The sequence below is a fragment of the Streptomyces sp. NBC_00631 genome, assembly GCF_045206895.1.
Taxonomy (GTDB): Bacteria; Actinomycetota; Actinomycetes; order Streptomycetales; family Streptomycetaceae; genus Streptomyces.
On record NZ_CP107734.1, the window covers coordinates 5,762,723 to 5,775,707 of the forward strand.

Sequence of the window (12,985 nt, forward strand, 5' to 3'; positions counted from 1 at the left end):
GGAAAGCGGCGCGGTCGGCCTGCTGGTCGGGCTGGTCGTGCCGGTCGCCGGGGTGCCGACCGCGGTGGGTCTGCTGCTCTACTTCACCGGGGCCGCGATCACCGTGGCCCGGGCGAAGTGGTACTCGCACATCCCGTTCCCGCTGGTGTACGCCGCCCCGGTCGCCGGAGCGCTGGTGCTGGACCTGGTGAGCCGACGCCCGGTCGCGGGACTCAGCTGTGGGGTGTCTGGGGCTTCGAGCGGCGGACGCGGCGGCGCAGGGCCGGGCCCACCCGGACCAGGAGGCGCTTGTCGATGCCCGTGACCCGGCGTTCCACCGCGGAGAGCTGTTTGGAGAGCTGCTTGGTGGCGGCGGTCAGTTCCTTGCGGACGGCTTCGAGCTGGCGGGTGGTCTCGGCGGCGCGCTTCTCGGCGGTGGCCAGGCGGCTGCGCAGCTCCCCGTTCTCCTTGGCGTGCCGGTCGGCCCTGGCGTCGGCCGCGGTGATCCGCTCGCGGAGGCGGCTGATCCGGTAGCGCATCTGGCCGTCGTCGCCGCCGTCCCAGACCGGCATCGACGCGGGCAGGTCAAGCGCGGCCAGCCGGGCCTCGAAGGCGGCGCCGCCGTCGCCGTGGGTGTAGGTGTTCCGCAGGTCGTTGCGGTCGAGGAAGGCGACGATGCGCTCGAAGCGCTCGCCGTGGCCCTTGGCCATCGCGGAGAAGTCGGCGTCCTCGTACAGGTCACGCGGGTCGGTGCCGGCGTCCAGCTCGGTGAGCGAGCGGTGCGGGATGTCGAAGTAGCGGCACAGTTCGAGGGTGCGCGAGTCGTGGGTGAGGACGACGCTCGGGGTACCGGCCAGCAGGGCGGCGACATTGCCGTGGATCCGGGTGCCGTACGCGAAGTCGAAGCCGCGCAGTTCGTCGATCCAGGTGGCCGGGTCCAGCGGCATGCGGACCTTGTTCTCCTGGAACAGGGCGTGGCTGAGCTGGAGCGGGAAGGGGTCCGTGTGCCCGGACTCCGGCGAGGTGTCGCCCCACATCAGCACTTCCGCGTCGACGGTGTTCTGCGCGTAGTAGGCGAGGTGGGGGTAGCGCTCCCAGGCGTGCCGGGCGATCCCCGCTATGTCGCCGACGGGTATCGCGTCCGGCGACAGGTTGAGGGCGATGCGTGAGGCGGCGGTCAGCTCCGTGGCCCGCATCTCCGGGAAGGTCTCGCCGTACAGGAACATCGACGGGCAACCGATGATGTCGACGTCGTGGAAGCCGAGGCCCTTGAGGTAGTCCGAGGTCAGCTCGCCGCGTACGCCGATGGAGGCGGAGCGCTCCAGGACCGCGCGGGCGAAGCGGCGGACCGAGTCGGCCATCGGGTTCAGCCACGCGGTGTCGTAGTCCGCGGGGGCCTGGGCGCCGACGCCGAACACCACGACCGGGATGGTGAGCTGCTCGATCAGCGTCGTCAGCCGGTCCAGGGAGGCGTGGAAGGTGGGCCGGAAGGCGTTGGCGAGCGGGACGACGAAGACGTCGTACTGCTCGTTGATCTCCGCGGCCCGGCGGGCCGAGGGGTCGGTGCGGATGCCGTTGGACGTCACCTCGGTGTCCGGGGTGGTCAGCATCTTGTGTGCCGAGTCGCTGAAGAGCAGGTTCCCGGTGTTCGTCCCGATCAGGTCCTGGTGGATGAACTCCGCAGGAGTGGCGACATGGAACGGGCTCTTCCCGGAGCGGATCAGGATTCGTTTCACGAAGGGCACACTAACCTGAAGGTAAATGCAGAGTGAAGGATCGGTAAGAGACTGATCGGTCTCTTGCCTGGGATTTACCTCACGTCGAAGGGCCGGCGGAGGGGGTCCTCCCGCCGGCCCTTCGGTGGTGCTGAGTGCTTGCGCGGCGGTCTCGCCGCCGAAGCGGGTCCTGTACGTCTCCAGGTCCTCGTCCGTGAGCTTGGCGAACAGGACCGGCGGGACGGTGAAGGGGGTGCCGGCGGGGACCGCGGTCAGTGACTTCGCATCGTCGGCGGTGATCCAGGTCGCGGTGTCGGCGGGAAGGGCGAACGCCTCGCGCATCGTCTTCGCCGTCGCCGGGATGAAGGGTTCCGACGCGTAAAGTCCTCACCATCCTGGACGACGATGCCGGATCGCCCTGACGGCGATCCGGCATCCCCTGCCCTGCTCAGCGGTTCACCCCTGCCCTGAAGCTAGGCGGTCGGCTTCTCTTCGAGGCGGGGGAAGAGGATCGCTCCCTTGGTGACGAACGAACCGGCTGGCAGCCGGCCCCAGGCGCTGGCCTCTCGGACCCTCTGGTCTGCGAGAGTGCCGAGGCCCGACTCCGCGCCCAAGGAGTCCCAGAGCTTCTGGGAGGTGTCCGGCATGATCGGGTTCAGGAGTACCGCCACCGCGCGGAGCGACTCCGCGGCGGTGTAGAGGATCGTCGCGAGACGGGCCCTGCCCTCGGCGGAGTCGTCCTTGGCGACCTTCCACGGCTCCTGCTCGGTGAGGTAGCCGTTGACCTGCTTGACGAAGTCGAAGACGGCCAGGATGCCGCCCTGGAAGTCCAGCTCGTCTCCGATACGGCGATCCGCTTCGGTGACGGCCTTTGCCAGGCCGTCGTGGACGGCCTTCTCGGCCTCGCCGTCAGCCGTGGCTGCCGGCAGTTCGCCGCCGAAGTACTTGCCGACCATGGCCGCTACCCGGGAGGCGAGGTTGCCGTAGTCGTTCGCCAACTCGCTGGTGTAGCGGGCGGAGAAATCCTCCCAGGAGAACGACCCGTCCTGGCCGAAGGCGATCGCACGCAGGAAGTACCAGCGGTACGCGTCCACGCCGAAGTGCGAGGTCAGGTCCTGCGGTTTGATACCGGTCAGGTTCGACTTCGACATCTTCTCGCCGCCGACCATCAGCCAGCCGTTCGCGGCGATCCTGCCCGGCAGCGGAAGGCCCTGGGCCATCAGCATGGCCGGCCAGATCACCGCGTGGAAGCGCAGGATGTCCTTGCCGACGAGGTGCACGTCGGCCGGGAAGGTGTCCTCGAACTTCGCCTGGTTCTCGTTGTAACCAACCGCCGTGGCGTAGTTCAGCAGCGCGTCGACCCACACGTAGATCACGTGCTTCGCGTCCCACGGGATCGGGATGCCCCAGTCGAAGGTCGAGCGGGAGATGGAGAGGTCCTGGAGGCCCTGGCGGACGAAGTTGACGACCTCGTTGCGCGCCGACTCGGGCTGGATGAAGTCCGGGTTCGCCTCGTAGTGGGCGAGGAGTTTCTCGCCGTACTCGCTCAGCTTGAAGAAGTAGTTCTCCTCGCTGAGGATCTCCACGGGCGTCTTGTGGATCGGGCAGAGCTTCTGACCCGCGAAGTCACCTTCGCCGTCGAGGAGCTCACCGGGGAGCTTGTACTCCTCGCAGCCGACGCAGTACGGCCCTTCGTAGCCGCCCTTGTAGATCTCGTCCTTGTCGTACAGGTCCTGCACGAATTCCTGGACGCGGTCCGTGTGCCGCTTCTGCGTGGTGCGGATGAAATCGTCGTTCGCGATCTCCAGGTGCTCCCACAGGGGCTTCCAGGCCTCCGTGACGAGCTTGTCGGCCCAGGCCTGCGGGGTGACCCCGTTGGTCTCGGCGGTGCGCATGATCTTCTGACCGTGCTCATCCGTGCCGGTGAGGAACCACACCTTCTCGCCACGCTGACGGTGCCAGCGGGAGAGCACGTCGCCTGCGACGGTCGTGTAGGCGTGGCCCAGGTGAGGAGCGTCGTTGACGTAATAGATGGGGGTGGTGACGTAGTACGCCTTTCCACCCTGCTTCTCGGATCCAGTGGCCGCCATGAGTCGAAATCCTACTTGGCCCGAGGAGATCGACTCACACGCGTTTCGGGGGGTGGACCGGCAGCTTCCGGTCCACCCCCCGGGGTGCGTTGCGTGCCGCTGCGGCCCTTACGGGCGCCAGTCGATCAGGAGGCCGTCGTAGAGCTCCGCGTCCGTGAGCTCCAGGGGGGTCGGGCCCGCGTGGAAGAAGGCCGCGTTGCCGGTCTTCAGCTTGCGGAGGTAGTCGAAGGCCTTGTTCTCGTGGTCGCCGAAGGCGACGAAGGAGAAGAAGACGGAGGGGTGGGACTCCGCGGCTCCCGTGAGGGACTGGGTGGCGGGGGTCTTGGCGTCCGGGGCGCCGTCGGTCTGGAAGACGACGAGGGCGGGGGTGCCGGGGGCCTGGGTCTTGTCGTAGTGCGCGAGTACGGCTTCCACGGCGGCGTGGTAGCTGGTACGGCCCATGCGGCCGAGGCCGGCGTGGGCCTCGTCGATCGCGTTCTCCGGGGAGGCGGGGGTGAGGTCGGTGGTGCCGTCGACCTCGGTGGAGAAGAAGACGACGTGGACGGAGGGGGTCCCGCCGGGCGGGGTGAGGCGGGTGGCGAGGGCGAGGGTCTGGTCGGCGAGGGCCGCGGCGGAGCCGTCCTTGTAGTACGGGCGCATGCTCGCGGAGCGGTCGAGGACGAGGTAGGTGACGGCGTGGGTGCCGGTGAGGCCGGCCTTGGCGAGAGCCGCCTCGGCTTCGCCTTCGGCGGGAGTGTTCCCGGGTGCGGGTGGCCCCTGTGGGGCGGACTCGCCGTCGGCGGCTGTGGCGGCAGCGGCGGGTTCCGGGGCGGTGGTCTCGGCCGGCGCCTCGACCGCTTCGGGGGCGGTTTCGGGCTCGACCGCCGCGGCCGGTTCGTCATCCGCCGCAGGGGCGGACGAGGGCTCGGGCGTAGGTTCGGCAGCCACCTCGGCGACCGCCTCCGGCGCCACCTCGGCGTCGGCTCCGGACGTCGCGACCGGCTCGGTCTCGGGCTCCGGAGTGGGTTCGGCAGCCACCTCGGTGACCGGCTCCGGCGTCACCTCGGCGTCGGCGCCGGACGTCGCGACCGGCTCGGTCCCCTGAGTGGGTTCGGCCTCGCCGGTCTCCGGTTCCGGCGTCGGCTCGGCCTCAGCGACCGGCTCGGCCACCGGCTCCGCGGCCACTTCGGCGACCGGCTCGACCTCGACCTCGGTCTCCGGCTCCACGGCCGCTTCCTCGGCCACCTCTGCTGCCTGCTCCGGCTCGACTGCCGCCTCGGCCTCGGCTTCCGCCACCGGCGCGGCCGCAGCCCCAGCGACCGGCTCGGCCTCAGCGACCGGCTCCGCTGTCGGCGCGTCCTCGGTCGCCGTCGCCTCAGCCTCGGCGGCAGCCTCCGCCTCCGCCGTCACCTCAGCCGCAGCCCCAGCCGCGACCTCAGCCGCAGTCTCGGGCGCCGGCTCGGCCTCAACCTCGGGCGCCGCCTCAGCCTCAGCCTCAGCCACCGCCTCGGTCTCGGCCGCAGCCGCAGGCGCCGCGTCGGCCTCAGCCGCAGGCGCCGTCTCGGACTCGGTCGTTGCCGTCGGGGCGGCTTCGGGCTCGGGGACCGGCTTCGGCGTGGCGTCCGTCGTGAGGTCCACCTCTGGTTCGATGAGGCGGGTCGCCTGCTTCGGAACCGTTACGTTGTCGAAGGCCGCTGAGACCAGATCGTGCTCGTCGGTCGTAGCCGGGCGGGGCTCCGGGACCGCCGCCGGGGCTTCCGGCTCCGGTGTCGGCGCTTCCTGCTTCGACTGCGAAGGGAGCTGGTCCGCACCCTCTGCCTCGGCGGGGCGCGGCTTTCGCGACCTGCCGAATGCGTTCCGCAGGAGAGTGAGAATGCCCATGTGCGCAACCCTTCGCGTCAGTTGATACCCGTCAACCGCTGGCCAGGACGGACACGTAAGGTTAGCGGCCCCAGGTTGCGATCTTGGGGAGGGTCGATGACTCCTGTCGGGCGTACGGCGGTCGAGTTCCGAGCCGCTCTCAATTACCTTCCGGGCGCGTCCAGTTAATCTTCCGTTCGGTCGGCCTGCCCTCGTGCGCACAGTCATGCGCATGACGCCACCATCGCGGCAGTAGCCGTAATCGGGGAGTTAAGGGCGCAAACTGTCGTTATTGCCGTGTGGCGGGGCGTCAGCGTGGGGAGGCGATCGCTCTGGCCGCCGCCACCTCCTGGCGCAGCGGTTCCAGGACGCTGTCCGGTGGGCCGGTGAGGTCCGTGCGGACCGCGACGAGGGTCTCCGAGCGGCGGACGCCCTCCGCCAGCTCGCGCAGTTGCAGGGCCACCTGATCGACCTCCGCCCGGTCCGGGGGCGGTGCCCCGTGCCGTACCCGGACCCGGGCCGCCGTCGTCGCGTCGACGATGCGTTCCACGGCGACGACCAGCGGCCACCAGGCCGCCGCCCGGCGGCCGGTGGGCGGCGGTTCGGTCAGGGCGCGCTGGAACTCGGTGCGGATGACGGACAGGTCGCGGTAGAGACGGCGGCGCATCCGGGCGCGGGCGGCGGGGTCCGCGTCCGGCGTGAAGGCCAGCTCGACATAGGCCGCCGTGTCCGCCACCGCGTCGGCCAGCCGGTCGCCGACCCGGGTGCGCCAGCTCTCCGGCCAGAGCAGGTACCCGGCGATCAGCGCGATCGCGCAGCCCATCAGGGAGTCGAGGAGGCGGGGCAGGAGCAGGGCCGTGCCCTGGTGGTTCAGGACGTCGGAGAGGAGCAGGATGACCGGGGTGATGGCGGCGGTCTGGAAGCCGTAGCCCCGTGGGGTCAGCGCCGGGACCAGCGGGGCCAGGATCATCATCACCGGTACGTCCCACCAGCCGCGCGGCACCACGGTGAGGACCGTCGCCGCCACCACCAGCCCCGCGACCGTGCCCACCGCGCGCAGCAGGGCGCGGGAGAAGACCGAGCCGAAGTCGGGCTTGAGGACGAAGGTGATGGTGAGGGCGACCCAGTAGGAGCGCGGGACCGGGACGAGGGAGACCAGGGCCTGGGCGATGCCGATGCACAGGGCGAGGCGGATGCCGTAGCGCCAGGAGTTGGCGGACAGGATCACGTTGCGGGCGGCTCGGGCGGTGCGGATGCCGAGGGCGGCGGGGCGGCCGAGGCGGTCGTCGATACCGCGGGGGTCGACGTCGGGGGTGGTGGCGACCTCGGCCACGTGCCGCAGGGCGTGGTCGACGGCGCGCCCGGTCTCGTTGGCCGGCTCGGGCAGGTTCAGCCCGGTCGGGCCGGTGTAGCCGGTCTCGATGGCGTCGGCGATGTGCAGCACCGCCGCCGGTACCTCGGGTGGCAGCGGCTTTCCGGAGAGGCGGGCGAACCGGACGGCGGGGGCGGCCTCCACCACCGGGGTGATCGCGTTCAACTGGGCCAGCAGCCGCGCGAGTTCGCGGCTGCGGCCGTGGTACCGGGCGCGCCGGGCCAGGATCAGGTCGTACGCCTGGTTCAGGGACTGGGTGACGGTGTGCCGGGCGCGGTCGTACGCCTCGCCGTCGTCGGAGTCGCTGACGGACAGCAGGTCGGCGACGGTGCGGTAGGCGGCGGCGACCGCCGAGCGTTCCGGTACGCCCGAGCGCAGCGGCCAGGCCAGCAGGGCGAGAAGCAGGACCAGCAGGCCGCCGCCGGTCATCAGCACGGGGGTGAGCCACCAGGCGCCGGGCAGTGGCAGGCCCGCGCCGATCACGGAGTTGAGCAGGAGGAGGAGGCCGGAGACGGAGGACACCGCCCCGATCGTCGAGATCATCCCGGAGAGCAGCGCGACGCCGGTGACGACGGCCACCGTCAGCCAGCCCTGGCCGTAGACCAGGGAGCCGGCGGTGACACCGACGGCGCCGAAGAGCTGCGGGACCGCGATGTTGAGGATCCGCATCCGGTAGGCGTCGGCGGTGTCGCCGATGACCCCGGACAGGGCGCCCATCGAGGCCAGCGCCCCGTACGCGGGCTGTCCGGCCGCGAGCCCGACGGTGAGCGGAAGGCTCATGGCGAGGGCGGCGCGGGCGAGGGCGGGCCAGTTGAGAGGGGCGGCCTGCTGGGGCCGGAGGTTCCTTACCAGCCAGTCGGGAGGGGTGAGGCCGATGGGAAGCTCGCGGGACATGAGCCCATTATCGGGGGGTCAGGGGATCACGGACGCTGCTGGTGGAGGGTGATGTCCACGAGGAGGGCACGGTGGTCGGTGTGGCTCAGGCGGAGGAATCGGGCGCCGCTCGCCGAGAAGTCCGGGGAGACCAGGACATGGTCGATCTGGGTGCCGAAGACGGCCGCGGTCGGCGCGGGCCAGCTGGCGGTGCGGGCGGCGCCGCTGAGCCGGGCGCTGTCCCGCAGGTCTCCGGCGGCGAGGATGCGGCGGAAGGCAGCGTGGTCCTGGGAGGCGTTGAAGTCGCCGGCGAGGACGGTGGGGGTCCGGGTGTCGGCGGCGGCGAAGTCCCGGAGCCGGCCCAGCTCCCGGCGCCACAGGGCGACCTGGCCGGGCAGCGGGGGCATGGGGTGGGCGAGCTGCAGCCGTACGGGGTGCCCGTCCACGTCGGCGACGGCGCCGGGCATGCCCATCGTGCCGGGGACGCCGTCGGTGGCGCGGAGCGGGAAGCGGGAGAGCAGGAGCGAACCGGTCGAGCCGCCGGCGACGACGGCCGTGCGGTAGGGGTAGTCGGTCTCCTTCTTCAGGGTGGCCTGGCAGGTGTACTCGCACTCCTCCACGAACACGAGGTCCGGCTTCCAGTGACGGATCTGCGGGACCAGGGAGGGGGCGCCGCCACCGAACTCGACGTTCGAGGTCAGGACGCGGAGTTCGGCGAGCGGGGCGCCGGTCGGTGCGCCGCCGTAGCCGTGCGGCACGGTGAACCAGCCGAGCACGGCGAGCACGGCCGTACCCCAGAAGAGGCCGGGCCACCAGCGGCTGAGAAGGGTGAGGAGCAGGCCGAGGGAGGTGGGGACGAGCAGCCAGGGGAGGAAGGCGAGGAGTTGGGGGACCGGGGTGACGCCGTCGGTGCCGGCGACCCGGCAGGCGGCCACGCCGGTGATGCCGAGGAGCAGCAGGGCGGCCACGCCGGCAGCGAGGCCGCGGGCACCGCTTCGGGGGCTGCCGCCCCCGGACCCCCGCTTCGGCCTGAACGGCCTCGTCCTCAAACGGCGGGCGGGCTGAAACAGGTGGTGCTGACCGGCCTTCGGGTTCGGGGCATCGGTGGACTGGTGCGTCACTTGCCCGAGATTACGAGGCTTCGTCCACCTGTGCCAGGAACTCCCGCAACACCCGGTTGAACTGCTCGGGGCGTTCCAGGTTGGGCATGTGGGCCGCGTTGTCGATGACGTGCAGGGTCGAGTCGGGGAGGAGGCCGTGCATCGCCTCGGCGTCGGAGACGGGGGTGTACTCGTCGTCCGCGCCCACCACGACCAGGGCGGGGACCGTGACCCTGGGCAGCAGGGGGCGGTAGTCGGGGCGTTCGGCGCGGCCGCGGAGGGCTGCTGCCGCGCCCTCGGGGGCGGTGGCCGTCATCATGCGGTGGACGTGGGCCTTCACGTCGGGGTGGGCGTGCCGGGCGACCATCTTCTCCAGGACCTCGTCGGCGTAGCCGCGCATGCCTTCGCGGAGGAGGCGGTCGGCCATGGCGTTCCGGGTGCGTCTGCCCTCCGGGGTCTCCGGGTCGGGGAACGTGTCCGCCAGGACCAGGCCCCGGATCCGGGCGGGGCCGAGGCGGTCGTAGCACTCCATCGCGATCTGGCCGCCCATGGAGAGGCCGGCGAGGACGCAGGCCGTCACGCCCAGCGCGTCGAGGAGTTCCTCCAGGTCCGCCGCGAAGCGGGAGAGCGGGGTGAGGCCCGGGGTGACCGGGGAGGCGCCGTAGCCGCGCAGGTCGGGGGCGATGACCCGGCGGGTGCGGGCGAAGGCCCTTTGTTGGGGGTGCCACATCGTGCGGTCGAACGGGTGGCCGTGGACGAGGAGGAGAGGAGTGCGGGTGGTTTGTGAGTTGTTGTCGTCATATGCGAGGAAGGGCGGCATGTGATCGACCCTAGGGAGCCTCGACTCCTCGGTGCAATAGAATCTTTGCCCTCGGTGCAATGAGGGGACGGGGACCGTGGACGACTTCCGGGGGATCGCGGACAGGATCGCGCTGGACATCGCGCGGGGGCGGCTGCGGGCCGGGCAACGGCTGCCTCCGCAGCGGGCGTTCGCACGGCGGCACGGGATCGCCGCCTCGACCGCCGGGCGGGTCTACGCCGAACTCGTGCGGCGCGGGCTGGTGGTGGGCGAGGTCGGGCGGGGCACCTTCGTGCGGGCCGCACAGGCGGCGCCGCAGGGACGGGCGTTGGTCGAGGACGGCGCGGCCCGGGTCAATCTTGAGCTCAACTACCCCTCCGTACCAGGGCAGTCGGAGCTGCTCGCGCCGGCTCTCGGTGCCCTGCTCCGGCCCGACGCGCTCACCGACGCCCTGCGGCCGGCCGCCGCCGACGGCACCGCGCACGCCCGGGAGGCTGCCGCCGCGCTGCTCGCCACCGGCGACTGGCGGCCCGACCCCGGCCGCGTCCTCTTCACCGGCAACGCCCGGCAGGCCATCGCCGCCACCCTGGGGTCCCTGGTACGGCCGGGCGGCCGGGTCGGGGTCGAGCCGCTGACGTATCCGCTGGTCAAGGAGATCGCGGGGCGGCTCGGCGTGACGCTCGTCCCGGTGCGGGCGGACGAGGAGGGGCCGGTCGTCGAGTCCGTCCTGGCCGTGCACCGGTCCGCGCCGCTCTCCGCGCTCTACCTCCAGCCGACCCTGCACAACCCGACCTCGGTGACCGTCCCGGCCGAGCGCCGGCTCCGACTGGCCCGTGCGGTGAGCGACGTGGGGCTGCCGGTCGTGGAGGACCGGATCTGGTCGTTCCTGCGCGACGGCCCCGAGCCGCCGCTCGCCGCCCTCGCGCCCCGGCTCGTCCATCTCGTCGACGGGCTCTCCAAGCGGGTCGCGCCCGGTCTCACCGCGGGGTTCGCGGTCGTACCGGAGGACCGGGTGGACGCGGTGGCGGCCGCCGTCCGGGCCGGGGGATGGAGCGCGGGGGCGTTCGCGCTGGAGGCCGCCGTGCGGTGGATCGGCGACGGGACCGTGGGCCGGCTGGTGACGGCCAAGCGGGAGCAGGCCGCGCGGCGGCAGCGGCTGGTCCGCGAGGCGCTGGCGGGGTTCGCCGTACGGGCCGATCCCTCAGGGTATTTCGCCTGGTGGGAGCTGCCCGAGCCATGGCGGGCCGACGGTTTCACGGCGGCCGCGGCCGCCCGCGGGATCGCGGTCACGCCCGGTACCGCGTTCCGCGTCGACCCGAAGCGGACGCCGGACGCGGTACGGCTCGGGCTCGCGTCGGCGAGGGAGCCGGAACTGGTGGGGGCGCTGCGGACGCTGGCCGGACTCGCGGCGCACGGCCCGCGGCACCCCCCGGCGGACGGTCAGTCCAGCAGGCCGTCGTAGTCCGGCAGCTTGTAGGTGGTGTCGGCGTAACCGCCGGTCAGGTCTGTCGTGTTGTTGCCGACGTTGGCGATGATGTCGTAGCCGTTCGCCTCGATCGCCTTGCGCTGCGAGGTCTTGAAGTCCGCGACGGACTCGGTCAGCAGCTGTGCGACCGTGCGTGCGGAGAGGCCGTCGACGGTGTAGCCGACCGACTTCAGGTTCGCCTTGGTCACCACGTTGTACAGGTCGCTGCGGGCGCTGACGAAGAACACGCTGATGCCCTTGGCGTGCGCGTCCTGGGCGAGGGCGAGCACCGGCGGGGTGGCGGGGATGGTGATGCCGCCCTCGAAGTGGGTCTCCAGCGAGGTGTTGTCGATGTCGAGGACGATCGCCAGCTTGGCCCCGGAGGTGTTGGCGGCGGCGCGGCCGTCGATGTAGGTCTGCGCGGGGCCGGTGACGGCGGCGACGTCGGACAGCCACTGGGCCTCGGTGACGGTCGAGTCCGCGGCCTGTGCGGGCAGGGCGGCGGCGAACGACAGGGCGAGGCCGGCCGTGGCGGCGACGGCGGCACGGCGCGCGGTGAGACGGTTCATCGGGTGGGGGCTCCTCAGGTCACGTCGGCCGCCGGTGTTCCGTACCGGTGGCCGTCGTTCCGCCACGGTGGTCGGCCGGTGCGCCCGCCGGGTGACACCCGGACGAGCAGCCGGTTACATGACTGGCATGTTCTGGTCAGGAGTCTGTGAATCGGCTCTGTAGGACGCGGAATCGGCTGTGCCGGCAGCCGGCGGCCGCGCCTCCCGCCGCCCGGACCGGCGCAGCCTGCCGCCGGCCCAGGCCACCGCGGCCACCGTCAGGCCGAGCGCCAGCAGCAGCCAGGAGACCGTGCGCAGCGTGGACGTCAGGGCGTCGTAGACGGCGGCCGCGGCCGGGTGCGAGACGTCCGGCGGCAGGTCGGCCAGGGTGAGCCGGCGGCCGATGGTCAGGGCGAGGCCGAGCAGGGCGCCGCCCAGAGCCGTGCCCAGCGCGGTCGCCATGACGGCGCGGCGGCGGCGGACGGCGAGGGCGATGCCGCAGACCGCGAAGACCACGGCCGCGACGGGAAGCCAGAAGCCGGCGACTTCGAGCACGTGGAACCCCTTCCGGAGCCGGTCCAGTTCGGCGGCCGGCAGTACCGCGACGGCCGTGTGCTGGACCGGGATACGGGCCGCGAGCGGCACATGGTCCTGGGTGAGCTGGTCCCTGACCTGGGCGGTGACCGGAGCGAGGTCGACGGTCACGGGCTCCTCGCGCTCACCCTCAAGCGCGCGCAGCACGGCGTCATGGGTGGCCCGGTTGCCGGCGTCCCAGGCCAGCCGGAACGCCCGGGTCTGGGTGAAGGACCGGACCGCCTCGCGCACGAACGGCGCCACCGTGCCACGCATCGGCCGGCCGACGTCCACCTCGCGCATGATGCCGTCGCCGACGGTGTCCGCCACGGCGTCCCGGACATCCGGGTCGTCGGCCAGCGGTGCCATCGTGCTGACGTACTGTCCGCTGTCCGCCAGCCCGTACGCCGCCCAGGCCGCGAGCGCGCCGAACGGCAGCAGCAGGCAGGCCAGCGCGATCAGCAGGGCCGACAGGGCGCGCCGAAGACGTGCGGACGGCGCGGGCCAGGAGGACCCTGGCGACGCCGGGGGCACGGAGGGCACGGAGGGCACGCCTCAAGGCAAGCCCCTGAACGCCGGTCGGGCGAGCGGGGCGACTGCATTCGGGGCATGGCGGGGGCCGGGTCGGGCCG

General features: G+C 72.3%; 10 protein-coding genes and 1 pseudogene. 2 read left to right on the forward strand and 9 right to left on the reverse strand.

All coding sequences use genetic code 11. From position 1 onward, the window contains the following. Nucleotides 1–19: 19 nt before the first annotated feature. The gene (locus tag OHB00_RS26455; protein ID WP_406445992.1) at nucleotides 20–304 is read left to right on the forward strand and encodes a DoxX family protein; all 285 of its coding nucleotides are present in this window, start codon (nucleotides 20–22) and stop codon (nucleotides 302–304) included. Here the strand turns inward: OHB00_RS26455 and OHB00_RS26460 are convergent. The 7 genes and pseudogenes from OHB00_RS26460 to OHB00_RS26490 form a co-directional block, all read right to left on the reverse strand. After that, entirely contained in the window at nucleotides 213–1,715 is a 1,503-nt protein-coding gene (locus tag OHB00_RS26460) for a polysaccharide pyruvyl transferase family protein (RefSeq protein ID WP_406438143.1), read from the reverse strand. The genes OHB00_RS26455 and OHB00_RS26460 overlap by 92 nt on opposite strands. Before the next feature lie 144 nt (nucleotides 1,716–1,859). After that, nucleotides 1,860–2,078, reverse strand: a pseudogene (locus tag OHB00_RS26465) (methionine--tRNA ligase); the annotation flags it as partial. Between the two features lie 89 nt (nucleotides 2,079–2,167). Continuing rightward, nucleotides 2,168–3,784 (reverse strand): methionine--tRNA ligase, encoded by a 1,617-nt coding sequence (gene metG, locus OHB00_RS26470; protein WP_406438144.1) that lies wholly within the window; start codon nucleotides 3,782–3,784, stop codon nucleotides 2,168–2,170. Between the two features lie 108 nt (nucleotides 3,785–3,892). Then, nucleotides 3,893–5,644: a VWA domain-containing protein gene (locus OHB00_RS26475; RefSeq protein ID WP_406438146.1), complete on the reverse strand. Its 1,752-nt coding sequence runs from the start codon at nucleotides 5,642–5,644 to the stop codon at nucleotides 3,893–3,895. 289 nt (nucleotides 5,645–5,933) lie between these two features. After that, nucleotides 5,934–7,889: an FUSC family protein gene (locus tag OHB00_RS26480; RefSeq protein ID WP_406438148.1), complete on the reverse strand. Its 1,956-nt coding sequence runs from the start codon at nucleotides 7,887–7,889 to the stop codon at nucleotides 5,934–5,936. A 26-nt stretch (nucleotides 7,890–7,915) separates the two neighbouring features. After that, the gene (locus OHB00_RS26485) at nucleotides 7,916–8,836 is read right to left on the reverse strand and encodes an endonuclease/exonuclease/phosphatase family protein (RefSeq protein ID WP_406438149.1); all 921 of its coding nucleotides are present in this window, start codon (nucleotides 8,834–8,836) and stop codon (nucleotides 7,916–7,918) included. A 163-nt stretch (nucleotides 8,837–8,999) separates the two neighbouring features. Then, nucleotides 9,000–9,788, reverse strand: coding sequence for an alpha/beta fold hydrolase (locus OHB00_RS26490; protein ID WP_406438151.1), 789 nt, complete (start codon nucleotides 9,786–9,788; stop codon nucleotides 9,000–9,002). Between the two features lie 76 nt (nucleotides 9,789–9,864). Between OHB00_RS26490 and OHB00_RS26495 the strand changes: the two genes are divergently transcribed. Next, nucleotides 9,865–11,229 (forward strand): PLP-dependent aminotransferase family protein, encoded by a 1,365-nt coding sequence (locus OHB00_RS26495; RefSeq protein WP_406438152.1) that lies wholly within the window; start codon nucleotides 9,865–9,867, stop codon nucleotides 11,227–11,229. Here the strand turns inward: OHB00_RS26495 and OHB00_RS26500 are convergent. Both OHB00_RS26500 and OHB00_RS26505 read right to left on the reverse strand, forming a co-directional pair. Then, nucleotides 11,208–11,801 carry an HAD family acid phosphatase gene (locus tag OHB00_RS26500; protein WP_406438154.1) on the reverse strand — a complete coding sequence of 198 codons (594 nt, stop codon included), beginning with the start codon at nucleotides 11,799–11,801 and terminating at the stop codon, nucleotides 11,208–11,210. The two genes, OHB00_RS26495 and OHB00_RS26500, sit on opposite strands and share 22 nt — an antisense overlap. A gap of 114 nt (nucleotides 11,802–11,915) precedes the next feature. Next, nucleotides 11,916–12,896 carry a hypothetical protein gene (locus tag OHB00_RS26505; protein WP_406445994.1) on the reverse strand — a complete coding sequence of 327 codons (981 nt, stop codon included), beginning with the start codon at nucleotides 12,894–12,896 and terminating at the stop codon, nucleotides 11,916–11,918. Between the last annotated feature and the right edge of the window lie 89 nt (nucleotides 12,897–12,985).

Excerpts from the sequence above, each read along its gene's own strand:
- OHB00_RS26490 (WP_406438151.1), bottom strand. The coding sequence starts at position 9,788 with ATGCCGCCCTTCCTCGCATATGACGACAACAACTCACAAACCACCCGC.
- OHB00_RS26480 (WP_406438148.1), bottom strand. The coding sequence starts at position 7,889 with ATGTCCCGCGAGCTTCCCATCGGCCTCACCCCTCCCGACTGGCTGGTA.
- OHB00_RS26475 (WP_406438146.1), bottom strand. The coding sequence starts at position 5,644 with ATGGGCATTCTCACTCTCCTGCGGAACGCATTCGGCAGGTCGCGAAAG.
- metG (WP_406438144.1), bottom strand. The coding sequence starts at position 3,784 with ATGGCGGCCACTGGATCCGAGAAGCAGGGTGGAAAGGCGTACTACGTC.
- OHB00_RS26500 (WP_406438154.1), bottom strand. The coding sequence starts at position 11,801 with ATGAACCGTCTCACCGCGCGCCGTGCCGCCGTCGCCGCCACGGCCGGC.